This window comes from Bacillus sp. FSL H8-0547 (genome assembly GCA_038002745.1).
Classification (GTDB): Bacteria; Bacillota; Bacilli; order Bacillales; family Bacillaceae; genus Bacillus_P.
This window is the reverse complement of sequence record JBBODD010000001.1, coordinates 4,093,213-4,114,546: the sequence shown is the minus strand read 5'-3', so window position 1 is coordinate 4,114,546 and position 21,334 is coordinate 4,093,213. Positions and strand designations below refer to the sequence as shown.

Below are 21,334 nucleotides of genomic sequence, written 5' to 3'. Positions count from 1 at the left end.
CGCCTCCTAGTCCTTCTGTCAGAACAAAATCACCGAAAAAGTCAAACCCGGACTTTTCCGGTGATTTCTTATCTGACTGCCAGGCCTGAACAGTCGGCTCCGCTTTTCGTGGTGTCCAGCTCCATCAGCCAACTCCTCTGCCAGAACAAAATCGCCCAAAAAGGCAAGCCCGGCCTTTGTGGTCGATTTCTTATCTGTCTATCGGAGCTAAACGGCTGATTCCGCTTTTCTGGCAGTCAAGAAAAAAACTTGACATCCCCCTTTTGAAAATGTAAACTAATGACTTGTAAAGGCAATTCCCTTAACAAAGGAGAGAAGCTTAGTGATGCTTGAAAAGACAACGAGAGTGAATTACTTGTTTGATTTTTATCAATCGTTGTTAACACCAAAGCAAAAGAGCTATATGTCGCTTTATTATCTGGATGATTACTCCTTGGGTGAAATTGCTGAAGAGTATGACATCAGCCGCCAGGCCGTCTATGATAACATTAAACGGACTGAGGCGATGCTCGAACAATATGAAGAAAAATTATTGCTTTTTGAAAAATTTCAAAAGCGGCAGCAGCTGATTGAACAGCTGAAAACAGCAGTGGTGAACATGGACGGAAACGAACACGTTTTATCGCTTGTTGAATCGCTTGAGAAATTAGATTAGGAGGCGGCATGTATGGCATTTGAAGGATTAGCCGACCGACTGCAGAATACAATCGCAAAAATCCGCGGCAAAGGCAAAGTGTCGGAGTCTGATGTTAAAGAAATGATGCGCGAAGTGCGTCTTGCATTGCTTGAAGCGGACGTTAACTTCAAAGTCGTAAAAGATTTTGTTAAAAAAGTAAGCGAACGGTCTGTCGGGCAGGAAGTCATGACAAGCCTTACGCCCGGCCAGCAGGTCATTAAAGTTGTTAAAGAAGAACTGACTGCATTAATGGGCGGTGAGCAGAGCAAAATTGCTGTTGCCAACCGGCCGCCGACTGTCATTATGATGGTAGGTCTGCAGGGGGCAGGTAAAACGACGACAACCGGAAAGCTTGCCAACCTTCTGCGCAAAAAGCATAACCGCAAGCCATTGCTTGTTGCAGCCGATATTTACCGTCCTGCAGCAATCAAGCAGCTTGAAACGCTTGGAAAACAGCTGAATATGCCTGTTTTCTCACTTGGGGATCAGGTAAGTCCTGTTGAGATTGCCAAACAGGCAATTGAACACGCCAAAAAAGAGCATCATGATTATGTTCTGATTGATACGGCGGGACGCCTGCACATTGACGAAACCTTAATGGACGAGCTTAAGCAGGTAAAAGAATTATCAAAACCTGATGAGATTTTCCTTGTGGTAGATGCCATGACAGGTCAGGATGCTGTCAATGTTGCCCAAAGCTTCAACGAGCAGCTTGGACTTACGGGTGTTGTTCTAACGAAGCTTGACGGCGATACGCGGGGCGGAGCGGCGCTTTCCATCCGTTCTGTCACTCAGACGCCAATCAAGTTTGTCGGTCTTGGAGAGAAGCTCGATGCCATTGAGGCATTTCATCCGGAGCGCATGGCTTCCCGGATTCTCGGAATGGGCGATGTGCTGACTCTTATCGAAAAGGCTCAGGCAAACGTAGATGAAACGAAAGCGAAAGAACTCGAGCAGAAAATGAGAACCGCTTCGTTTACATTTGACGATTTTCTTGAACAGCTTGGTCAGGTCCGCAGCATGGGACCGCTTGATGAGCTCCTCGGCATGCTTCCGGGAGCAAATAAAATCAAAGGCCTGAAAAATGCCCAAGTCGATGAAAAGCAGATCGGCTCTGTTGAGGCAATCATCCGTTCGATGACGAAGGAAGAAAAACAGCATCCTGAAATCATCAACTCAGGCAGACGCAAGCGTATTGCCAAAGGAAGCGGGACAACCGTGCCTGAAGTGAACCGCCTGCTTAAGCAGTTTGAGGACATGAAAAAGATGATGAAGCAGATGACAACCATGTCAAAAGGCAAGAAAAAAGGCGGAATGAAGTTTCCGTTCATGTAACAATTTTTAGGTGTTAAGAAAAAACACTTTACAAAGTGGTTTTTCACTGATATCATACTATCTTGTTGAAATATTTTCGGAGGTGCTATTTAAAATGGCAGTAAAAATTCGTTTAAAACGCATGGGAGCTAATAAATCTCCTTTCTATCGTATCGTAGTTGCAGACTCTCGTTCTCCTCGTGACGGACGTTTCATCGAAACAGTTGGAACGTACAACCCGGTTGCAAACCCTGCAATCGTTGAGATCAATGAAGAGCTTGCTCTTAAGTGGATGCAAAATGGTGCAAAACCATCTGACACAGTCCGCAACTTGTTCTCAAACCAAGGCATTATGGAAAAATTCCATAACGCTAAGCACAGCAAATAAGGGCTGCTTCAATGATAGAGTTAATCGAGTCGATCGTTAAGCCGCTTGTTGACCATCCTGAAGATGTGTCTGTTGTAGAAAATGAATGTGAACATCAAATTGTCTACGAATTAACCTTACATCAAGATGATATCGGCAAGGTAATCGGAAAGCACGGACGGATAGCGAAAGCGATTCGGACTGTTGTTTATGCAGCAGGATCCAGCTCTAAAAAGAGAGTTCAGCTTGAAATTAATGATTAAGAAAAAAAGGGAGGATCAGCCTTCCTTTTTTTTGTACAATAAAAGAGAAGAATGGCTGAACAAAAGCTGACGGAGGAATGAAGATGGAGATCTTCCAGACGGTAACGGTCAAACAGATCCTGACAGCAGCAAGCAAAGAGCAGCTTATGAAAACATTTAAACAAACGAAACAGCAGCTTGAAAGGGAAATTGATCAGCTTTCCTTTCAATTGAAGAAAAAAGAAAAAACCATTCAGACGGAAGAGATGAGAAAACAGTATCAGCGCGAGATCTCAAGAAGGATGGACAAAATAAAAATAGCTGACTTTCAGCTGCAGCAGCTTGAAACTCTCCCTCTCGGAAGCGAAATGAAAGAAAAAGAAATGAATGCACTTGTCGATATTAACATCGGCGACCGCTGGGATGAGCTTGTGAAAGAAAGAACCATCGTGATAAAAGACGGCATCGTCGTCGAAATACGCTAGAGGTGAACATATGGCAGAGAAATGGTTTAATGTAGGAAAAATCGTTAATACTCATGGAGTAAAGGGAGAGGTCAGAGTACTATCGACAACTGATTTCCCGGAAGAACGCTATAAGGCGGGAAACGTTCTCTACTTATTTAAAGAGGGACAAGCAACACCTGATGAGGTAACAGTCAAATCTCACCGGTTCCATAAAACGTTCAATTTGCTTACGTTTGTAGACCATCCTTCTATTAATGATGTCGAGAAATATAAAAACTCCGTGATCAAAGTGCCGGAAAGCCAGCTTGCAGATCTTGAAGAAGGCGAATATTATTTCCACGAGATTATCGGCTGCACCGTTGTAACGGATGAAGGCGCAGAAATCGGCACCGTCAAAGAAATTCTCGAAACGGGTGCAAATGATGTCTGGATCATCAAGCGGAAAGGGAAAAAGGATGCGCTGATCCCTTTTATTGATGATGTGGTAAAAGAAATCGATCCTGAAGAAAAGCGCATTGTGATTTCACTGATGGAAGGACTTATTGAAGAATGAGAATAGACTTTTTAACGCTTTTTCCTGAAATGTTCCACGGAGTCATCGGAAACTCCATTTTAAAAAAAGCGGAAGAAAAAGGCGCCGTCCAGTTTAATGTGACAAATTTCAGAGAGTTTTCAGATCACAAGCATGCAACCGTTGATGATTATCCGTATGGCGGAGGTGCGGGCATGGTTTTAAAGCCGCAGCCGATTTTTGATGCGGTTGAAGCGATTAAACAGGAAAGCTCTGCTCCTAAAGTAATCCTTGTGTGTCCGCAGGGAGAAACCTACACCCAGAAAAAAGCGGAAGAGCTTGCAAAGGAAGATCATCTTGTGTTCATTTGCGGACATTATGAAGGCTATGACGAGCGGATAAGAGAACACCTTGTGACAGATGAGATTTCAATTGGAGATTTTATTCTGACGGGCGGAGAACTTGCTTCCATGGTGATTGCTGACAGTGTCGTAAGGCTTCTTCCCGACGTGCTTGGGAATGAAGACTCTCCTGTCCTTGATTCGTTCAGCACAGGCCTGCTTGAGCATCCTCACTACACGAGGCCTTCTGACTTCAGGGGATTGAAGGTGCCTGATGTACTGATATCTGGCAATCATGCAAAAATTGAAGAATGGCGGGAAAAAGAATCCCTCCGAAGAACGTTTGAGAGAAGACCGGATCTTCTTGAATCATACACTTTGTCAGATAAGCAGAAAAAGTGGATTGATGAATTTAAAAAACAATAATTGAAGTATTGCATGCGTGCGGGCAATATGATATGATGTTTCTTGTGATTTGGTTGCCTATAAAGGTTTTTTCCTTGATAGGTGCCGCGCACTAAAACGGTGTTCCGCTGCATGAAATGTTTTGTAATGAACATCTGTTGGAAGGAGTTGAAAACGATGCAAAAACTAATTGAAGATATCACTAAAGAACAATTAAGATCTGATCTTCCTGCGTTCCGTCCTGGAGACACTGTCCGTGTACACGTGAAAGTTGTTGAGGGAACTCGCGAGCGTATTCAGATTTTTGAAGGTGTTGTCATTAAGCGTCGTGGTGGCGGAATCAGCGAAACGTTCACGGTTCGCAAGATTTCTTACGGAGTAGGCGTTGAGCGTACATTCCCTGTTCACACACCGAAAATCGCACAGTTAGAAGTAATCCGTCGCGGTAAAGTACGCCGTGCGAAACTTTACTACTTGCGCGAACTACGCGGTAAAGCGGCTCGTATTAAAGAAATTCGATAATTGCACCAGAAAGGGCTTGTTTACTATGAACAAGCCCTTTTTTCATCATTTAAAAAATAACATGACTGCAAATATAGCTGTCATCCTATACTATAAACAAACAAGCAGCCTACAATAAAGTGTATGAGAAGGTGAATTCAAAGCATGACTCGAAAAAAGAGCGAGTTGTTTGAATGGATTAAAGCACTTGCTGTCGCCGTAATACTCGCAGCCGTTATCCGTTATTTCCTTTTTGCCCCGATTGTCGTTGACGGACTTTCAATGATGCCGACCCTGCATGATCAGGACCGGATGATTGTCAACAAAATCGGCTACAAAATTGGTGATCCAGAGCGGTTTGACATCGTTGTCTTTCACGCAACGGAAGAGAAGGATTATATCAAGAGAGTCATAGGACTTCCCGGTGACCGGATTGAATACAAAGATGATACACTTTATATTAATGGAAAGGCCTACGCGGAGCCTTACCTTGAAGAATACAAGAACACACTGATAGACGGACCGCTTACAGAGCCATTTACAGTGGAAAAGGTCCCTGAAGGACAGCTATTTGTTATGGGCGATAACCGCCGCTACAGCAAAGACAGCCGCCATATCGGACCGGTTTCAAAAGACGAGGTAATGGGTCAGACAAGCCTGATTTACTGGCCTCTGAACGATATCCGTTTTGTCAAGTAAGGAATAAGAGCAGGTGGTAAGAATGACCATACAATGGTTTCCCGGCCATATGGCCAAAGCAAGAAGACAGGTTACCGAAAAATTAAAATTAATCGATATTGTGTTTGAACTTGTCGATGCTAGAATTCCGGTTTCATCAAGAAATCCGATGATTGATGAAATCATCTCGGCCAAACCGCGGATCGTTCTGTTGAATAAAGCAGATATGGCAGATCCGAAAGCAACACAGGAATGGCTTGCCTATTTTAAAGAGCAGGGCATTCACGCCCTCCCGATTGACGCCAAAACAGGGACAGGCATCAAGCAGATTGTCACGATGTCAAAAGAAGTGCTGAAAGAGAAGTTTGATAAACTCGCGGCAAAAGGCGTCAGACCAAGAGCCATAAGAGCACTGATCATCGGCATTCCGAATGTCGGAAAATCGACCCTGATCAACCGTCTGGCAAAAAAGAATATGGCGAAAACCGGAGACAGACCCGGTGTTACAACTGCACAGCAATGGGTGAAAGTCGGAAAAGAACTGGAACTTCTTGATACTCCGGGAATTCTCTGGCCAAAGTTTGAAGATCAGCTGGTGGGTTTAAAGCTTGCAACTACAGGTGCGATTAAAGATGCCATTCTAAACTTGCAGGAAGTAGCTTTGTTTGCCCTCGAGTTTTTAAGCAAGCATTATCCAAACCGCCTGAAGGAAAGATTCTCCCTTGACGAGGTACCCGAAGACCGGATCGAGCTGTTTGATGCCGTTGCAAAGAAACGCGGCTGCATGATGGCCGGGGGCTTTGTGGATTACGATAAAGCTGCAGAACTCATCGTCAGAGAAATACGTCATGAAAAGCTTGGCAGGCTGAGCTTTGAAACAACTGAAGACATGCACCAGGAAGACACGCTGCAATAGCGCGTCTTTATTTTTGTTTGTCTGTTTAATACTGCTTCAGAATACATGATGATAAGACACCAGTGGACTGAAGCGGAAGGCACTTGACTCCTGCGGGATGAAGAGAGCACGGGAGACCCCGCAAGCGAAGCGAGGAGGCTCCCGGGGATCCCCGCGGAAAGCAAGTGACTGGAGCGCAAGGGAACGGGTACGAGTCCAAAACTATGCAATAACAATCATTCAAATTAAGATTACATAGAGAAATGGCAGTGAAAATATGAAAAAGCTGACGACTGAAGAAATCCGTTTAAAGCTTGAAACAATCAGCAGCCCTGATGATCCGTTTTTGCTTCAATGCAAAAACGATGAGCGGAAAAGCGTGATAAAGCTTGCTGACAAGTGGACGAGAGACTATGAACAGCAGCTTGAAAAAAAGCAGCAGTTTGAAGATATGATGATTTTTGAGAAGAAAGCAAGGGGAGAGGGCTATCACCTTCTTTGCGGAATCGATGAAGTAGGCAGAGGACCTCTGGCAGGCCCGGTTGTCGCAGCTGCCGTGATCCTCCCGGAATCCTTTTACCTTCCCGGCCTGACAGATTCAAAAAAACTGACGGCTGCCAAAAGAGAATCCTTTTACGAATTCATCGTGAAGGAAGCGATTGCTTTCGGAGTCGGAATTGTATCACCGGCTGAAATCGACAGGCTGAATATCTATCAGGCAACAAAGGCGGCAATGGTGCAGGCCGTGAAAGAGCTCTCAGTGTCCCCTGAGTACCTTCTCATTGATGCGATGGAGCTTTCCCTTCCCATTCCCCAGGAATCTCTTATAAAGGGAGACGCACGCAGTGTGAGCATTGCAGCGGCATCTGTCCTTGCGAAAGTAACCAGGGACAGAATGATGATGCAGCTTGCTGCCGAGTATCCGCAATACGGATTTGAGCAGAATATGGGGTATGGAACAAAGCAGCACCTTGAAGCTCTGAATTTGTTCGGCGTGACAGAATGCCACAGAAGAAGTTTTTCTCCTGTGAAAGAGATGGCTGCAGAAGAAACGGTCAGCTGAAAGGACAAAGTCCGGCCTGCCCGCAGGGAATGAGGGGACGGACTTTGTCGATTGATCACAAAATTTTATATTACTAGAAAAATAATTTTAGAGAAAAAATCAGAAAAAAATGAAGGATTCGACGAATTTCTGCAGAATAGTAGACAAGGAATCAACTATTTTATAAAATGAAAGCGCAGTCTATTTTTTTCGTACATAAGTTAGGAGGATGGGAAATGAATATCCATGAGTATCAAGGAAAAGAAATCCTTAGAAAATATGGAGTAGCAGTACCAAACGGCAAAGTGGCCTTTACAGTTGAAGAAGCTGTGGAAGCAGCAAAAGAACTGGGTACAGACGTAACAGTAGTTAAAGCACAGATTCATGCAGGCGGCCGCGGAAAAGCAGGCGGGGTAAAAGTTGCAAAGAATATTGGCGAAGTAGAAACTTATGCGAAAGAAATTCTCGGTAAAACACTGGTGACACACCAGACAGGTCCTGAGGGCAAAGAAGTAAAACGCTTACTTATCGAAGAGGGCTGCGATATTAAGAAAGAATATTATATCGGCCTTGTTCTTGACCGCGCTACATCTCGCGTTGTCCTGATGGCATCTGAAGAAGGCGGCACAGAAATCGAGGAAGTGGCAGAAGCAACTCCTGAGAAAATTTTCAAAGAAGTGATTGATCCTGCTGTAGGACTGCAGGCATACCAGGCCCGCAGAATCGCTTTTAATATTAATATTCAAAAAGAATTAGTCGGACAGGCTGTTAAATTTATGATGAGCCTTTACAACGCATTTGTCGAAAAAGACTGCTCTATTGCTGAAATCAATCCGCTTGTTGTAACAGGGGACGGCAAAGTAATGGCGCTTGATGCAAAATTGAACTTTGACTCAAATGCTCTTTACCGCAGAAAAGATATCCTTGAATACCGCGATCTTGACGAAGAAGATGCAAAAGAAATCGAAGCATCCAAATATGACCTGAGCTATATTTCCCTTGATGGGAATATCGGCTGTATGGTAAACGGCGCCGGCCTTGCTATGGCAACAATGGATATTATTAAATATTACGGCGGCGAACCGGCGAACTTCCTGGATGTTGGGGGCGGCGCGACAGCTGAAAAAGTAACGGAAGCATTTAAAATCATCCTTTCTGATCAAAATGTAAAAGGAATTTTCGTCAACATTTTCGGCGGAATTATGAAATGCGACATTATTGCACAGGGTGTAGTTGAAGCGACGAAACAGGTCGGCCTGCAAATTCCACTAGTTGTCCGTTTGGAAGGAACAAATGTAGAGATCGGCAAGCAAATCTTGAACGAATCCGGTTTGAATATCACTTCTGCTGAATCTATGGCAGACGGCGCACAAAAAATCGTATCTTTAGTAGGGTAAGAAAGGCGGGGGACTGAAATGAGCGTATTTATTAACAAAGATACTAAGGTAATTGTACAGGGGATTACAGGATCTACGGCATTATTTCATACAAAGCAAATGCTTGAATACGGCACGAATATTGTAGGCGGGGTTACACCTGGAAAAGGCAATACGGAAGCTGAAGGAGTTCCTGTTTTTAACACAGTGGAAGATGCTGTAAAAGCAACAGGTGCAACAGCTTCTGTTATCTACGTGCCGGCACCGTTTGCTGCAGATGCCATCATGGAGGCGGTTGATGCTGAACTTGATCTTGCTATCTGCATCACTGAGCATATTCCGGTTCTTGACATGGTAAAAGTAAAACGTTACATGGAAGGAAAGAAAACCCGTCTTGTCGGCCCGAACTGCCCTGGCGTTATTACGCCTGATGAGTGTAAAATCGGTATTATGCCAGGCTACATTCATACGAAAGGCCACGTTGGTGTTGTATCCCGTTCAGGTACATTAACGTATGAAGCAGTACATCAGCTTACACAGGCAGGAATCGGCCAGTCTACAGCAGTAGGCATCGGCGGAGACCCGGTAAATGGCACAAACTTCATCGATGTTTTAAAGGCATTCAATGAAGATGAAGACACATATGCTGTGATTATGATCGGAGAAATCGGCGGAACAGCAGAAGAAGAAGCTGCCCTCTGGATCAAAGAAAACATGACAAAGCCTGTAGTGGGCTTTATCGGCGGACAAACTGCACCTCCCGGCAAACGCATGGGACATGCCGGAGCAATCATTTCAGGCGGAAAAGGTACAGCCGCTGAGAAAATCAAAACGATGAATGAGTGCGGCATCAAAGTTGCTGATACTCCATCCGTTATGGGTGAAACACTTATTGAAGCACTTAAAGAAAACAACCTGCTTGAAAAGTGCAAAACACATTAATAAATCTATCGGGAACGGCGTTCACGCTGTTCCCTTCTTTACCATGTACCCCCGTTGCTCCTCCCATTCCTCCATTCGTCAAATCATGACAAAAACACTCATAATTAAAACTATATATAATAGTAGAAAGGGAACTAAAATGCACATAAAAGAGAAAGAACTTCTCCATTTATCCCATTGCAGAGGCATCACCCATATGGCGCTGCTGAAGTGGCTGAAACTTGACCCTCCTATATCCGTCTACTCTCTAAACAGCAGCGAGCTGCAGCGGGCTTTCAGGCTGTCAGATGCCCTTATGCCCCACTTTCTCACTGACTTCTATTCTTTTGATGGGGATGCGGCCATCTCACGCTTAAAAGCGAGTGATATTAAAGTCATATCACTTTGCCATGAAAACTACCCGCACCTTCTGAAGGAAATCCACGATCCCCCTCCCGTTCTCTTCTGCAAAGGCAACACAGCCCTGCTTTCTTCCGGAAAAATGATCAGCATTGTCGGAACAAGAAACCCCACAAATTACGGCACCCATTCTTTAAATCGAGTGACAGATCCCCTTATATCTGCAGGCTGGACTGTTGTTAGCGGCCTGGCAAAAGGGATAGATGCTCTGGCCCACCAGAGAGCAATCGAAAGACAGGCTCCAACGATAGGTGTAATCGGAGGGGGACTTCATCATTTTTATCCGAAAGAAAATCTGCCTCTTTTCAACGAGATGACTGAACATCAATTAGTTCTCTCAGAACATCCTCCGGACACCAGACCGCAAAAATGGCACTTTCCGATGCGCAACCGCATTATCAGCGGGCTGAGTCTTGGAACCGTTGTGATTCAGGCGAAATCAAAAAGCGGATCACTCATTACAGCAAGCACCGCACTCGACCAGGGCAGGCAGGTGTTTGCTGTGCCGGGATCCATTTTTGATGCAGCATCTGCAGGCGCCAATCAGCTGATTAAGCAGGGAGCGTACCTGGCAGAAGACGGACTGGATGTCCTGAATGACCTCTCCGATCAGGTTGCATGCGCTGAAAATTAAGCCGGCAATCCAAATACTGTTTGACAAACCGCATCACTATATTTAATAATAGTGGAGATTTAACCTGTTTAAGCAAGATTTTGATTATTGCCGGTATAAGCGCAGGCTCTTTTGGGCAGAATCGTCCCTTGAACATATAAAATGACACTAGTGGAAAAGAACTTGATGATGAAACATGAAAATAAAGAGAGAGAATACCTCTTTTAGGAGGATGATGTATGTCGGATTTTTTAGTGATTGTTGAATCGCCTGCAAAAGCGAAGACAATCGAACGATATCTAGGGAAAAAATATAAGGTGAAGGCTTCAATGGGGCATGTCCGCGATCTGCCGAGAAGTCAGATTGGCGTTGACACTGAAGGGAATTTCGAACCGAAGTACATTACGATAAGGGGTAAAGGCCCGGTTTTAAAAGAACTTAAAACCGCAGCGAAAAAAGCAAAAAAAGTCTATCTCGCAGCTGACCCCGACCGTGAAGGGGAAGCCATTGCATGGCACCTCGCACACAGTCTGGATGTAGATGTTCTTTCAGACTGCAGGGTTGTCTTTAATGAAATTACAAAAGATGCCATCAAGGAATCTTTTAAGCATCCCCGTCCAATTAACATGGATCTCGTGGATGCACAGCAGGCAAGAAGGATACTTGACCGCCTTGTCGGCTATAAAATCAGCCCTATTCTTTGGAAGAAAGTGAAAAAAGGACTGAGCGCAGGAAGAGTTCAATCTGTTGCAGTCCGCCTGATCATAGACCGCGAAAAAGAAATCAAAGCATTTATTCCGGAAGAGTACTGGACAATCGGCAGCCATTTCCTCAAAGGGAAAGACGAGTTCGAGGGAGCTTTTTATGGAATTAACGGCAAAAAGACAGAGCTGAATACAGAAGATGATGTGAAAGAAATTCAGAAAAAATTAAACGGCAACGAATTCTCCGTCACAAATGTGACCAAGAAGGAAAGAAAGCGCAATCCTGCGGTACCATTCACAACTTCCACTCTTCAGCAGGAAGCAGCCCGCAAACTGAATTTCAGAGCAAAGAAGACGATGATGATCGCCCAGCAGCTTTATGAAGGAATGGACCTTGGAAAAGAAGGGACAGTCGGTCTGATTACATATATGCGTACAGATTCAGCCCGCATATCTGAAACAGCCCAGCAGGAAGCCATGTCGTATATTGAGCAGAAGTACGGTCCTGAGTACAACAATCCTGCCAAAAAAGCCGCTAAGAAAAAGGCAAACACACAGGATGCACATGAAGCGATTCGTCCGACTTCAACGCTTAAAGATCCTGCTTCACTTAAAGAATATTTAAGCCGCGATCAGCTCCGGTTATACAAACTCATTTGGGAGCGCTTTGTTTCAAGCCAGATGGCACCGGCTGTTCTTGATACGATGAGCGTGGACCTTACAAATAATGACGTCACGTTCAGAGCAAACGGAAGCAAAGTGAAGTTTCCCGGATTCATGAAGGTGTATGTTGAAGGAAATGATGACGGAGTCGAGGAGAAAGACCGCATGCTTCCTGATCTTCAGACAGGAGATACGGTTTATTCAAAAGATATCGAACCGGCTCAGCATTACACTCAGCCGCCTCCAAGGTACACAGAAGCACGGCTGGTTAAAACGCTTGAAGAACTGGGAATCGGACGCCCGTCAACCTATGCGCCGACACTTGATACCATTCAAAAGCGCGGATATGTAGCGCTGGATAACAAACGGTTTATACCGACAGAGCTCGGTGAAATTGTGCTTGAACTGATTATGGAGTTCTTCCCTGAAATCATTAATGTCGAGTTTACCGCCAAGATGGAAAACAGCTTGGATGAAATAGAAGACGGCCAGGTGCAATGGGTCAACATTATCGACGATTTTTATAAAGACTTTGCCAAACGGATTGAAGTGGCAGAAAATGAAATGGAAGAAATTGAAATTAAGGATGAGCCTGCAGGAATTGACTGTGAGGAATGCGGCAGTCCAATGGTCTTCAAAATGGGCCGGTATGGAAAGTTCATGGCGTGTTCAAATTTCCCGGATTGCCGGAACACAAAGCCGATTGTTAAAGAGATTGGTGTCCCGTGTCCGAAATGCGACAAAGGAAACATTGTGGAAAGAAAGTCGAAGAAACGCCGCATTTTCTACGGCTGCGACCAGTTTCCTGAATGTGATTTCCTTTCATGGGATAAACCGATTGCAAGATCGTGTCCAAAGTGTGATAATATGCTAGTTGAGAAAAAACTCAAAAAAGGCATACAGGTACAATGTGTGCATTGTGATTATAAAGAAGAGCAGCAAAAGTAAAGGTGAGTGATCCTGCTCACCTTCTTTATTTGCTTAAAGCTGGAGGGTTGAAAATGAATGAAAAAACAGTAAATGTCATTGGAGCAGGCCTTGCCGGAAGTGAAGCGGCCTGGCAGCTTGCGAGCCGCGGAATTTCCGTCAATCTTTACGAAATGAGACCTGTGAAGCAGACGCCTGCCCATCATACAGATAAATTCGCCGAGCTTGTCTGCAGCAACTCACTGCGGGCAAACGGATTGACAAATGCAGTCGGTGTACTGAAAGAAGAAATGAGAATGTTTGATTCTGTGATTATTAAATCTGCGGACGACTGCGCAGTGCCGGCAGGGGGCGCTCTTGCTGTAGACAGACATGAATTTGCCGGTCTTGTGACAGAGAGGGTTAAAGGACACCCGAACGTTACAGTCATTACGGATGAAGTAACGGAAATCCCTGAAGGTCCTACAATCATTGCAACAGGGCCGCTGACATCAAAAGCACTTTCTGAGCAGCTGAAGCAGCTGACAGGAGAAGAATACCTTTATTTCTACGATGCAGCAGCTCCAATTCTTGAAAAAGACAGCATCGATATGGACAAAGTCTACCTGAAATCACGATATGACAAAGGAGAGGCAGCCTACCTTAACTGTCCGATGACAGAGGAAGAGTTTGACCGTTTTTATGATGCATTGATTGAAGCGGAAACAGTTCCGCTGAAAGAATTTGAGAAAGAAATTTTCTTTGAAGGCTGCATGCCGATTGAGGTCATGGCAAAGCGCGGCAAAAAAACGATGCTTTTTGGACCAATGAAGCCGGTCGGCCTTGAAGATCCGAAAACAGGCAAGCGTCCATATGCTGTAGTTCAGCTGAGACAGGATGATGCTGCAGGGACACTTTACAATATTGTTGGTTTTCAGACACATTTAAAATGGGGCCCTCAAAAAGAAGTGCTTAAGTTGATCCCTGGACTTGAAAATGCAGAGATTGTCAGATACGGTGTTATGCACCGCAACACATTCATCAACTCCCCAAAAATGCTGAAACCGACGTATCAGTATAAAGAGCGGGAGGATCTGTTTTTTGCAGGGCAGATGACAGGTGTAGAAGGATATGTAGAATCCGCCGCATCAGGACTTTTAGCAGGCATCAACGCTGCTAAATACGTACTTGGAGAAGAACTCCTCGTGCTTCCTCATGAAACAGCAATGGGTAGCATGGCGCGCTATATTACAACAGCAAATCCGGATAATTTCCAGCCTATGAATGCAAACTTCGGCATTTTTGCAGAGCTTCCGGAACGCATGCGCAACAAGAAAGAGCGCTATGAAAAGTATGCAAACAGAGCGCTAGAAACAATTCAAAAAATTTCGAAAAAATAAGAGAAATAATTTGCAAGGGCTGCTGAATGTGTGATACCATTTAGTAGCCCTTGTGAGGTGTTATGGATGGAAAATGTTAAGAATTCTTTAAAGTTGTTCGTAGAATATTTACAGATTGAGAAAAACTATTCACAATATACAATTGTGAATTATGTTTCCGATATAGAAGATTTTTTTGTCTTTATGCAGGAGCAGTCGCTAACTGATCTCCGTCTCATTACATATTCCGATACACGATTGTACTTAACTCAGCTTCATCAAAAAAATTTTGCCAGAAAAACGATTTCACGGAAGATTTCTTCTCTCAGAAGCTTTTACAGATTTCTGAACCGCGAAAAGCTCACTGATGAAAATCCGTTTTCAAGCGTTTCTCTGCCTAAAAAAGAGCACAGGCTGCCGCAATATCTGTTTGAAGAAGAGCTTAAGCTTCTCTTTGAACATTCAGATCTTTCAGCTCCTGCAGGCCAAAGAAATCAGGCGCTTCTCGAAATGCTCTACGGAACGGGCATACGGGTAAGCGAGCTCTGCATGATAAAATTGTCTGACCTTGATCTCCATATCGGCACCGTGCTCGTAAATGGAAAAGGCGGGAAGCAGAGGTATGTTCCATTCGGAAGCTTTGCACAGGATGCCGTAGAATTGTACATAGGTTCAGGCAGGAAAACACTGATGGAAAAAAGAAAACAGTCAGAGCACCATGAGCTTCTGTTTGTCAACCAGCGGGGCGGGCCGCTTACGGCCACTGGCGTGAGGCATATTTTGAACGAGCTGATTCATAAAACCTCTCTGACGATGAAGATCACTCCTCATATGTTCAGGCATACGTTTGCCACTCATCTGTTAAATCAGGGAGCCGATATGCGGAGTGTCCAGGAGCTTTTGGGTCATGCGCATCTGTCCTCAACACAGGTTTATACGCATGTGTCGAAAGATCATCTGCGCAAGATCTACATGAATCATCATCCGCGCGCTTAAAGCTTGATGCCGGAAAGTGCAGTACATAAAAATGATGTTGGAGGTGGCAGGATGTCTCAATTTCACGCAACAACGATCTTTGCTGTTCAGCATAACGGCAAGTGTGCAATGGCAGGCGACGGCCAGGTGACGTTTGGAAATGCGGTCGTTATGAAGCATACAGCCAAAAAAGTAAGAAAGCTTTTTAACGGCAAGGTAATTGCCGGCTTTGCGGGATCTGTAGCAGATGCTTTTACCTTGTTTGAAATGTTTGAGGGAAAGCTTGAGGAATACAATGGAAATCTTCAGCGTGCAGCTGTTGAGCTTGCAAAAGAATGGAGAAGCGATAAAGTCCTCAGAAAGCTTGAAGCTATGCTGATTGTCATGAATGAGGAAGATCTGCTTCTCATTTCCGGTACAGGTGAGGTTATTGAGCCTGATGACGGCATTCTTGCCATCGGTTCCGGAGGGAATTATGCCCTCTCAGCAGGAAGAGCGCTCAAACGCTACTCCGGGGAAACACTTTCAGCAAAAGAAATCGCCCAGGCTGCCCTTCAAATGGCAGGCGAAATCTGTGTTTATACAAACCTGAATATCATAGTCGAAGAACTATAAAGAGGGGAGTCCTGATCAATGAAAGAATTAACGCCAAGACAAACGGTTGAAAAACTGGATCAGTATATCGTTGGACAAAAGGACGCTAAGAAAGCTGTAGCAGTCGCATTGAGAAACCGCTACCGCAGAAGCAGACTGTCTGAAAATCTCCGCGATGAAGTTGTTCCGAAAAATATTCTGATGATTGGGCCGACGGGTGTCGGAAAAACCGAGATCGCAAGAAGAATTGCCAAACTTACAGGTGCTCCGTTCATTAAAGTGGAAGCGACGAAATTCACAGAAGTCGGATATGTAGGGCGTGATGTCGAATCGATGGTCCGTGACCTCGCTGAAACATCTGTGAGACTCGTAAAAGAAGAGAAAATGAATGAAGTAAAAGCACTTGCAGAAGAAAATGCCAACAAACGGCTTGTCGAGCTTCTTGTTCCGGGAAAAAAGAAGCAGACTTCGTATAAGAACCCTCTTGAAATGCTTTTCGGCGGCGCTCAGGGACAGACTCAGGAGCAGGATGACTATTCTTCTGAAGAGCAGTCAACAGAAGAGAAAAGACGTAAAATGGCTCACCAGCTTGCACTTGGAGAGCTTGAAGATCATCACGTGACGGTTGAAGTTGAAGAGCAGAATGCGTCCATGTTTGATATGCTTCAGGGTTCGGGTATGGAACAAATGGGTATGAACATGCAGGATGCATTAAGCAGCTTTATGCCTAAAAAGAAGAAAAAACGCAGGCTGACTGTCCGGGAAGCAAGAAAAGTGCTGACGGGCGAAGAAGCACAGAAACTGATTGACATGGATGACGTTACGCAGGAAGCTGTGATGCGTGCCGAGCAGATGGGCATTATTTTCATTGATGAAATCGACAAAATTGCTAAAAAGAATCAGGGCGGAGGATCGGCAGATGTATCACGTGAAGGTGTACAGCGGGACATCCTTCCGATCGTTGAGGGCTCTACTGTTGTGACGAAGTACGGCTCTGTGAAAACAGATCATGTCCTATTCATTGCAGCAGGTGCATTTCATATAGCAAAACCGTCTGACCTTATACCTGAGCTTCAGGGCAGATTTCCGATCCGCGTCGAGCTGACAAAGCTGACCGTTGAAGATTTCGTCCGTATTCTGACAGAACCGGATAATGCGCTTCTTAAACAATACACAGCATTATTGGAAACGGAAGGTATACAACTTGAATTTTCTGACGATGCTATTCGTAAGATTGCAGAAGTGGCATTTCAGGTTAACCAGGACACAGACAACATTGGTGCGAGAAGGCTTCACACGATTCTTGAGAGACTGCTTGAAGATCTTTCATTTGAAGCACCGGATATCACAATGGACAAAATAACAATTACCCCTCAATACGTTGAGGATAAACTGAGCAAAATTGCTAAAAACAAAGATTTAAGTCAATTCATCTTATAATTACATATTTCCAGGAGGAACAAACTAATGGCTTTATTGCAAAAAACAAGAAAAATTAACGCGATGCTTCAAAAGGCAGCCGGTAAACCGGTTAACTTTAAAGAAATGTCGGAAACACTCAGCGATGTGATTGAAGCGAATATTTTCGTCGTCAGCCGCCGCGGAAAACTTTTAGGATTTGCCATTAATCAGCAGATTGAAAATGAGCGGATGATCCAAATGCTTGAGGACCGTCAGTTCCCTGAAGAATACACTAAAAATCTCTTCAACATCAGCGAAACATCATCAAACCTTGATGTTTTCAGTGAATACACAGCTTTCCCTGTTGAAAACCGTGAATTATTCAAGAATGGCTTAACTACTATTGTTCCGATTATTGGCGGAGGAGAGCGTCTTGGCACGCTTATTCTTGCGAGACTTCAGGAACAGTTTGAAGATGATGACCTGATTCTTGCCGAGTACGGCGCAACTGTTGTCGGTATGGAAATTCTTCGCGAGAAAGCGGAGGAAATTGAGGATGAAGCAAGAAGCAAAGCAGTTGTACAAATGGCAATCAGCTCGTTGTCATACAGTGAGCTTGAAGCAATCGAACATATTTTTGAAGAACTTAACGGAAACGAAGGGCTGCTTGTTGCAAGTAAAATTGCTGACAGAGTCGGCATCACCAGATCAGTTATCGTAAATGCACTGCGCAAACTTGAAAGTGCAGGTGTTATTGAATCCCGTTCCCTCGGAATGAAAGGAACATACATTAAAGTTCTTAATGACAAGTTCCTCTTAGAACTTGAAAAATTAAAAACGAATTAATAAATTCTTTACAAAAAAGCACTTCTCAGCGAAGTGCTTTTTTGTTTTGGAAAAATTTATGATCTTGCATGTGAACAAAATCCTATTACGAAGAACCTCTGCTGTTAAATAGTGTTAATTAACTAGGTATAATTAACCTATTTTAAAATAGATACAAAATCCGACCTTTTTTTACATAACCTTCATAGACTTTAAGCCTATTATTTCTTACAATTGCAGTATGCATTTAACAGAATTCGACAATATACCATTCGAAAGGTATGAGTCTTTTGTGAGGGGACAAAATGAATTTTTTTTCTGGAACGATTCATTCTCTGGAACAGGCAGTCAATCGGACAGCTCTCCAGCAAAAAATGATCAGTCACAATATAGCCAATACCGATACTCCCGGTTATAAAGCGAAGGGAATCAGCTTTAAGGAGTCACTTGATTCAGAACGGACAAAGTTTGAGGCAATAAGAACAGATGCACGCCATCTTTCTTTTGGCAGGGGTCATGAAGCCTATAATGTGATACAAAAAACCGGATCTGCCTATCAGGCAAACGGAAACAATGTCGACATAGATAGAGAAATGTCAGAACTTGCTGAAAATCAAATCTACTATAATGCGGTTATTGAACGTCTTGGAAGCAAGTTCAATTCTCTTAAAACCGTCATTAAAGGAGGCAACGGATAATGAGTATATTCAGTCAGCTCAATACAACAGCATCTGCCTTGACGGCGCAGAGACTCAGAATGGATGTGATTTCATCCAATATGGCTAATATAGACACAGCCAGGGCAGAACTGGTCGACGGAAAATGGCAGCCGTACCGCAGAAAAACCGTTGCTTTGCAGCAGGATGGAAGTTCTTTTCTCGCTCACCTTAATCAGGCGCAAGGGAAACCTGATTCATTGAACGGAGTTAAAGTTTCCGGAATCAGAGAAGATCAAAGCCCGTTTAAACTGGTTTTTGATCCGGAACATCCAGATGCAAACGATCAGGGCTATGTACAGATGCCAAATGTGGACCCGCTGAAGGAAATGGTTGATCTGATCAGCAGCACCCGGTCATATGAAGCAAACGTCACAGTCTTTAATGCATCCAAAGAGATGCTGATGAAAACACTCCAGCTAGGAAAGTAGGATAACAAATGATACAGGCAATTACGTCACTTCAGCCGCTTCAAACAGCTTCACCTGCAGCTCAGCTGCAGCAGTCTCAGGAAACCGGCTTTTCTGAAATGCTTAAGCAGTCAATCAATCAGGTGAATGCGATGCAGGTTAAATCAGACGGAATGACAGCAGCGCTTGCAGAGGGTAAAAATGTGCAGCTGCAGGATGTCATGATAACAGCCGAAAAAGCAAGCGTGGCCATGCTGACAGCCATTGAAATCAGAAATAAAGCTGTTGAAGCCTATCAGGAAGCAATGAGAATGCAAATCTAATCATACATAACCAGCAATGTAGCCGGTCTGCTGCACGCAAGCTGTCTTTATCGGGGGATTTCAACGAATGAATCAAAAAGTAACAGAATTCAGAATGAAAACCAGACAATTTTGGAATGAAAGGTCAAAAGCGCAAAAAGGTTTTATGATTGGCGGTGCGGCAGCTTTGCTGCTTTTTGCTGTGATTGCAGGCTATATGGCAGCAAATCCGAAGCTGGTGCCGCTGTACAGGGACTTATCACCCAATGAGACAGGCCAGATCAAAGAAACGCTTGACTCGCAGGGTATACAATCAAAAATTACGGACAATGGCTCGACCATCATGGTGCCTGCCGAAATGACCGACACGCTGAAAGTGGAGCTTGCAGCAGAGGGCATACCAAACAGCGGGGTCATTGATTATTCCTTTTTCGGACAGAACATTGGATTTGGGATGACCGATAATGAATTTGATGTTTTAAAACTGAAGGCGACTCAGACAGAGCTTTCGAACCTGATGAAGGGGATCGAGGGGGTTGATGATGCAAAGGTCATGATCAATCTACCGAAAGAATCAGTTTTTGTCAGTGAGGACAACGGTACAGCCACTGCATCTATTGTGCTCAACACAAAACCTGGAGTTCAGCTCGATCAGGCCAACGTGAATGCTTTGTACCATTTAGTATCAAAGAGTGTTCCGGGATTATCCACTGATAATATCGTCATCATGGATCAGAATTTTGAGTATTTTGATTTGAAAAGTGATGAAAATATGCCGCTTGCCGAAAACATCAGTTCCCAGCACGATTTGAAGTCGAAGATTGAAAAAGACATACAGCGGCAAGTTCAGAAAATGCTCGGAACGATGATGGGCCAGGATAAAGTTGTGGTTTCGGTCACTGCAGATCTTGATTTCACTCAGGAAAAGCGGGAAGAAAATCTTGTCGAAGCAGCTGATGAAGAAAACAATGAAGGTTTGGCCGTGAGCGTTGAACGGATTACAGAAACCTACAGCGGAGAGGGTGCCGGTGCAGGCGGAGTAACCGGGACGGGAGAAGATGATGTTCCCGGATATGAAGCCGTTCAGGGCGAAGGTTCAGGAGATTATGAAAAAGTAGAAGAACGAATCAATAATGAAGTCAATCGTGTGAAAAAAGAAATTACAGAAAGTCCATACAGAATCAGGGATCTGGGCATACAGGTCATGGTTGAACCGCCTACTGCAGATGACCCAGCCTCTCTGCCTGCACAAAGCGTCGCAGACATCCAGCAGCTTCTTGGATCAATTGTCCGGACTTCCATCGACAAAGATCCTCAGACTGAGCCATTAACTGCTGAACAAATAGAGGAAAAGATTTCTGTATCTGTTCAGCCGTTTGCCGGAAAACAGACAATGGATCCTGAAACGGCCCGTTCAATCCCGTTATGGCTATATATCGCAGGAGGCGTAATGCTCCTTGTCATTGCGATTCTTCTGGTTTTACTGTTTAAAAGAAATAGAAAAGAACCAGCTGAACCGGAAGAAGAGGAAATATTTTATCAGGAGAAAATGATTCTTCCTGATGTAAATGATGCACCTGAAAGCGAAGGGGATGTCAGGAGAAAGCAGCTTGAAAAAATGGCGCGGGATAAACCGGAGGACTTTGCCAAACTGCTCAGATCATGGCTGACGGAAGAATAGGAGGTTACT

Annotated in this window: 25 protein-coding genes; all 25 read left to right on the top strand. The window is 44.2% G+C overall.

Annotated features, from left to right (window positions below; translation table 11 throughout):
• Positions 1 to 219, top strand: a 219-nt coding sequence (locus MHB63_20730) for a hypothetical protein (protein MEK3808961.1), incomplete at its 5' end; no start/stop codon positions are given.
• A gap of 103 nt (positions 220 to 322) precedes the next feature.
• Positions 323 to 655, top strand: coding sequence for a putative DNA-binding protein (locus tag MHB63_20725; protein ID MEK3808960.1), 333 nt, complete (start codon positions 323 to 325; stop codon positions 653 to 655).
• Positions 656 to 667: 12 nt separating this feature from the next.
• Entirely contained in the window at positions 668 to 2,011 is a 1,344-nt protein-coding gene (ffh, locus tag MHB63_20720; GenBank protein MEK3808959.1) for a signal recognition particle protein, read from the top strand.
• A gap of 94 nt (positions 2,012 to 2,105) precedes the next feature.
• Positions 2,106 to 2,378, top strand: coding sequence for a 30S ribosomal protein S16 (gene rpsP, locus MHB63_20715; protein MEK3808958.1), 273 nt, complete (start codon positions 2,106 to 2,108; stop codon positions 2,376 to 2,378).
• A gap of 11 nt (positions 2,379 to 2,389) precedes the next feature.
• Entirely contained in the window at positions 2,390 to 2,620 is a 231-nt protein-coding gene (locus tag MHB63_20710) for a KH domain-containing protein (protein ID MEK3808957.1), read from the top strand.
• Between the two features lie 83 nt (positions 2,621 to 2,703).
• Positions 2,704 to 3,084 (top strand): YlqD family protein, encoded by a 381-nt coding sequence (locus MHB63_20705; protein MEK3808956.1) that lies wholly within the window; start codon positions 2,704 to 2,706, stop codon positions 3,082 to 3,084.
• Positions 3,085 to 3,094: 10 nt separating this feature from the next.
• Entirely contained in the window at positions 3,095 to 3,619 is a 525-nt protein-coding gene (rimM, locus tag MHB63_20700; protein ID MEK3808955.1) for a ribosome maturation factor RimM, read from the top strand.
• Positions 3,616 to 4,344: a tRNA (guanosine(37)-N1)-methyltransferase TrmD gene (trmD, locus tag MHB63_20695; GenBank protein MEK3808954.1), complete on the top strand. Its 729-nt coding sequence runs from the start codon at positions 3,616 to 3,618 to the stop codon at positions 4,342 to 4,344. The genes rimM and trmD overlap by 4 nt, the downstream gene beginning before the upstream one ends.
• Positions 4,345 to 4,500: 156 nt before the next feature.
• Positions 4,501 to 4,845 carry a 50S ribosomal protein L19 gene (gene rplS / locus MHB63_20690; protein ID MEK3808953.1) on the top strand — a complete coding sequence of 115 codons (345 nt, stop codon included), beginning with the start codon at positions 4,501 to 4,503 and terminating at the stop codon, positions 4,843 to 4,845.
• 144 nt (positions 4,846 to 4,989) lie between these two features.
• Positions 4,990 to 5,523, top strand: a complete 534-nt coding sequence (lepB, locus tag MHB63_20685) for a signal peptidase I (protein ID MEK3808952.1) — start codon at positions 4,990 to 4,992, stop codon at positions 5,521 to 5,523.
• Positions 5,524 to 5,545: 22 nt separating this feature from the next.
• Positions 5,546 to 6,418 (top strand): ribosome biogenesis GTPase YlqF, encoded by an 873-nt coding sequence (gene ylqF / locus MHB63_20680; GenBank protein ID MEK3808951.1) that lies wholly within the window; start codon positions 5,546 to 5,548, stop codon positions 6,416 to 6,418.
• A 256-nt stretch (positions 6,419 to 6,674) separates the two neighbouring features.
• Positions 6,675 to 7,460: a ribonuclease HII gene (locus MHB63_20675; GenBank protein ID MEK3808950.1), complete on the top strand. Its 786-nt coding sequence runs from the start codon at positions 6,675 to 6,677 to the stop codon at positions 7,458 to 7,460.
• A gap of 215 nt (positions 7,461 to 7,675) precedes the next feature.
• On the top strand, positions 7,676 to 8,836 hold the full coding sequence (gene sucC / locus MHB63_20670) for an ADP-forming succinate--CoA ligase subunit beta (GenBank protein ID MEK3808949.1): 1,161 nt from the start codon (positions 7,676 to 7,678) through the stop codon (positions 8,834 to 8,836).
• Between the two features lie 18 nt (positions 8,837 to 8,854).
• Positions 8,855 to 9,757 carry a succinate--CoA ligase subunit alpha gene (gene sucD, locus MHB63_20665; protein ID MEK3808948.1) on the top strand — a complete coding sequence of 301 codons (903 nt, stop codon included), beginning with the start codon at positions 8,855 to 8,857 and terminating at the stop codon, positions 9,755 to 9,757.
• Positions 9,758 to 9,896: 139 nt separating this feature from the next.
• Positions 9,897 to 10,790, top strand: coding sequence for a DNA-processing protein DprA (gene dprA / locus MHB63_20660; GenBank protein MEK3808947.1), 894 nt, complete (start codon positions 9,897 to 9,899; stop codon positions 10,788 to 10,790).
• A 218-nt stretch (positions 10,791 to 11,008) separates the two neighbouring features.
• Positions 11,009 to 13,084 (top strand): type I DNA topoisomerase, encoded by a 2,076-nt coding sequence (topA, locus tag MHB63_20655; GenBank protein MEK3808946.1) that lies wholly within the window; start codon positions 11,009 to 11,011, stop codon positions 13,082 to 13,084.
• A 53-nt stretch (positions 13,085 to 13,137) separates the two neighbouring features.
• Positions 13,138 to 14,442: an FADH(2)-oxidizing methylenetetrahydrofolate--tRNA-(uracil(54)-C(5))-methyltransferase TrmFO gene (gene trmFO / locus MHB63_20650; protein MEK3808945.1), complete on the top strand. Its 1,305-nt coding sequence runs from the start codon at positions 13,138 to 13,140 to the stop codon at positions 14,440 to 14,442.
• Positions 14,443 to 14,508: 66 nt separating this feature from the next.
• Positions 14,509 to 15,417, top strand: coding sequence for a tyrosine recombinase XerC (gene xerC / locus MHB63_20645; protein MEK3808944.1), 909 nt, complete (start codon positions 14,509 to 14,511; stop codon positions 15,415 to 15,417).
• 51 nt (positions 15,418 to 15,468) lie between these two features.
• Entirely contained in the window at positions 15,469 to 16,011 is a 543-nt protein-coding gene (gene hslV, locus MHB63_20640; protein ID MEK3808943.1) for an ATP-dependent protease subunit HslV, read from the top strand.
• 18 nt (positions 16,012 to 16,029) lie between these two features.
• Complete coding sequence (gene hslU, locus MHB63_20635) at positions 16,030 to 17,430, top strand: HslU--HslV peptidase ATPase subunit (protein MEK3808942.1); 1,401 nt, start codon at positions 16,030 to 16,032, stop codon at positions 17,428 to 17,430.
• A gap of 27 nt (positions 17,431 to 17,457) precedes the next feature.
• Complete coding sequence (gene codY / locus MHB63_20630) at positions 17,458 to 18,237, top strand: GTP-sensing pleiotropic transcriptional regulator CodY (protein MEK3808941.1); 780 nt, start codon at positions 17,458 to 17,460, stop codon at positions 18,235 to 18,237.
• Positions 18,238 to 18,521: 284 nt separating this feature from the next.
• Positions 18,522 to 18,914, top strand: a complete 393-nt coding sequence (flgB, locus tag MHB63_20625; GenBank protein MEK3808940.1) for a flagellar basal body rod protein FlgB — start codon at positions 18,522 to 18,524, stop codon at positions 18,912 to 18,914.
• The gene (flgC, locus tag MHB63_20620; GenBank protein MEK3808939.1) at positions 18,914 to 19,363 is read left to right on the top strand and encodes a flagellar basal body rod protein FlgC; all 450 of its coding nucleotides are present in this window, start codon (positions 18,914 to 18,916) and stop codon (positions 19,361 to 19,363) included. The genes flgB and flgC overlap by 1 nt, the downstream gene beginning before the upstream one ends.
• 8 nt (positions 19,364 to 19,371) lie before the next feature.
• A complete protein-coding gene (gene fliE / locus MHB63_20615; GenBank protein ID MEK3808938.1) occupies positions 19,372 to 19,665 on the top strand; it encodes a flagellar hook-basal body complex protein FliE in 294 nt (97 codons plus the stop codon).
• Between the two features lie 67 nt (positions 19,666 to 19,732).
• On the top strand, positions 19,733 to 21,325 hold the full coding sequence (gene fliF, locus MHB63_20610; GenBank protein MEK3808937.1) for a flagellar basal-body MS-ring/collar protein FliF: 1,593 nt from the start codon (positions 19,733 to 19,735) through the stop codon (positions 21,323 to 21,325).
• Positions 21,326 to 21,334: the final 9 nt, after the last annotated feature.

Excerpts from the sequence above, each read along its gene's own strand:
- ffh (MEK3808959.1), top strand. The coding sequence starts at position 668 with ATGGCATTTGAAGGATTAGCCGACCGACTGCAGAATACAATCGCAAAA.
- rpsP (MEK3808958.1), top strand. The coding sequence starts at position 2,106 with ATGGCAGTAAAAATTCGTTTAAAACGCATGGGAGCTAATAAATCTCCT.
- MHB63_20710 (MEK3808957.1), top strand. The coding sequence starts at position 2,390 with ATGATAGAGTTAATCGAGTCGATCGTTAAGCCGCTTGTTGACCATCCT.
- MHB63_20705 (MEK3808956.1), top strand. The coding sequence starts at position 2,704 with ATGGAGATCTTCCAGACGGTAACGGTCAAACAGATCCTGACAGCAGCA.
- rimM (MEK3808955.1), top strand. The coding sequence starts at position 3,095 with ATGGCAGAGAAATGGTTTAATGTAGGAAAAATCGTTAATACTCATGGA.
- trmD (MEK3808954.1), top strand. The coding sequence starts at position 3,616 with ATGAGAATAGACTTTTTAACGCTTTTTCCTGAAATGTTCCACGGAGTC.
- rplS (MEK3808953.1), top strand. The coding sequence starts at position 4,501 with ATGCAAAAACTAATTGAAGATATCACTAAAGAACAATTAAGATCTGAT.
- lepB (MEK3808952.1), top strand. The coding sequence starts at position 4,990 with ATGACTCGAAAAAAGAGCGAGTTGTTTGAATGGATTAAAGCACTTGCT.
- ylqF (MEK3808951.1), top strand. The coding sequence starts at position 5,546 with ATGACCATACAATGGTTTCCCGGCCATATGGCCAAAGCAAGAAGACAG.
- MHB63_20675 (MEK3808950.1), top strand. The coding sequence starts at position 6,675 with ATGAAAAAGCTGACGACTGAAGAAATCCGTTTAAAGCTTGAAACAATC.
- sucC (MEK3808949.1), top strand. The coding sequence starts at position 7,676 with ATGAATATCCATGAGTATCAAGGAAAAGAAATCCTTAGAAAATATGGA.
- sucD (MEK3808948.1), top strand. The coding sequence starts at position 8,855 with ATGAGCGTATTTATTAACAAAGATACTAAGGTAATTGTACAGGGGATT.
- dprA (MEK3808947.1), top strand. The coding sequence starts at position 9,897 with ATGCACATAAAAGAGAAAGAACTTCTCCATTTATCCCATTGCAGAGGC.
- topA (MEK3808946.1), top strand. The coding sequence starts at position 11,009 with ATGTCGGATTTTTTAGTGATTGTTGAATCGCCTGCAAAAGCGAAGACA.
- trmFO (MEK3808945.1), top strand. The coding sequence starts at position 13,138 with ATGAATGAAAAAACAGTAAATGTCATTGGAGCAGGCCTTGCCGGAAGT.
- xerC (MEK3808944.1), top strand. The coding sequence starts at position 14,509 with ATGGAAAATGTTAAGAATTCTTTAAAGTTGTTCGTAGAATATTTACAG.
- hslV (MEK3808943.1), top strand. The coding sequence starts at position 15,469 with ATGTCTCAATTTCACGCAACAACGATCTTTGCTGTTCAGCATAACGGC.
- hslU (MEK3808942.1), top strand. The coding sequence starts at position 16,030 with ATGAAAGAATTAACGCCAAGACAAACGGTTGAAAAACTGGATCAGTAT.
- codY (MEK3808941.1), top strand. The coding sequence starts at position 17,458 with ATGGCTTTATTGCAAAAAACAAGAAAAATTAACGCGATGCTTCAAAAG.
- flgB (MEK3808940.1), top strand. The coding sequence starts at position 18,522 with ATGAATTTTTTTTCTGGAACGATTCATTCTCTGGAACAGGCAGTCAAT.
- flgC (MEK3808939.1), top strand. The coding sequence starts at position 18,914 with ATGAGTATATTCAGTCAGCTCAATACAACAGCATCTGCCTTGACGGCG.
- fliE (MEK3808938.1), top strand. The coding sequence starts at position 19,372 with ATGATACAGGCAATTACGTCACTTCAGCCGCTTCAAACAGCTTCACCT.
- fliF (MEK3808937.1), top strand. The coding sequence starts at position 19,733 with ATGAATCAAAAAGTAACAGAATTCAGAATGAAAACCAGACAATTTTGG.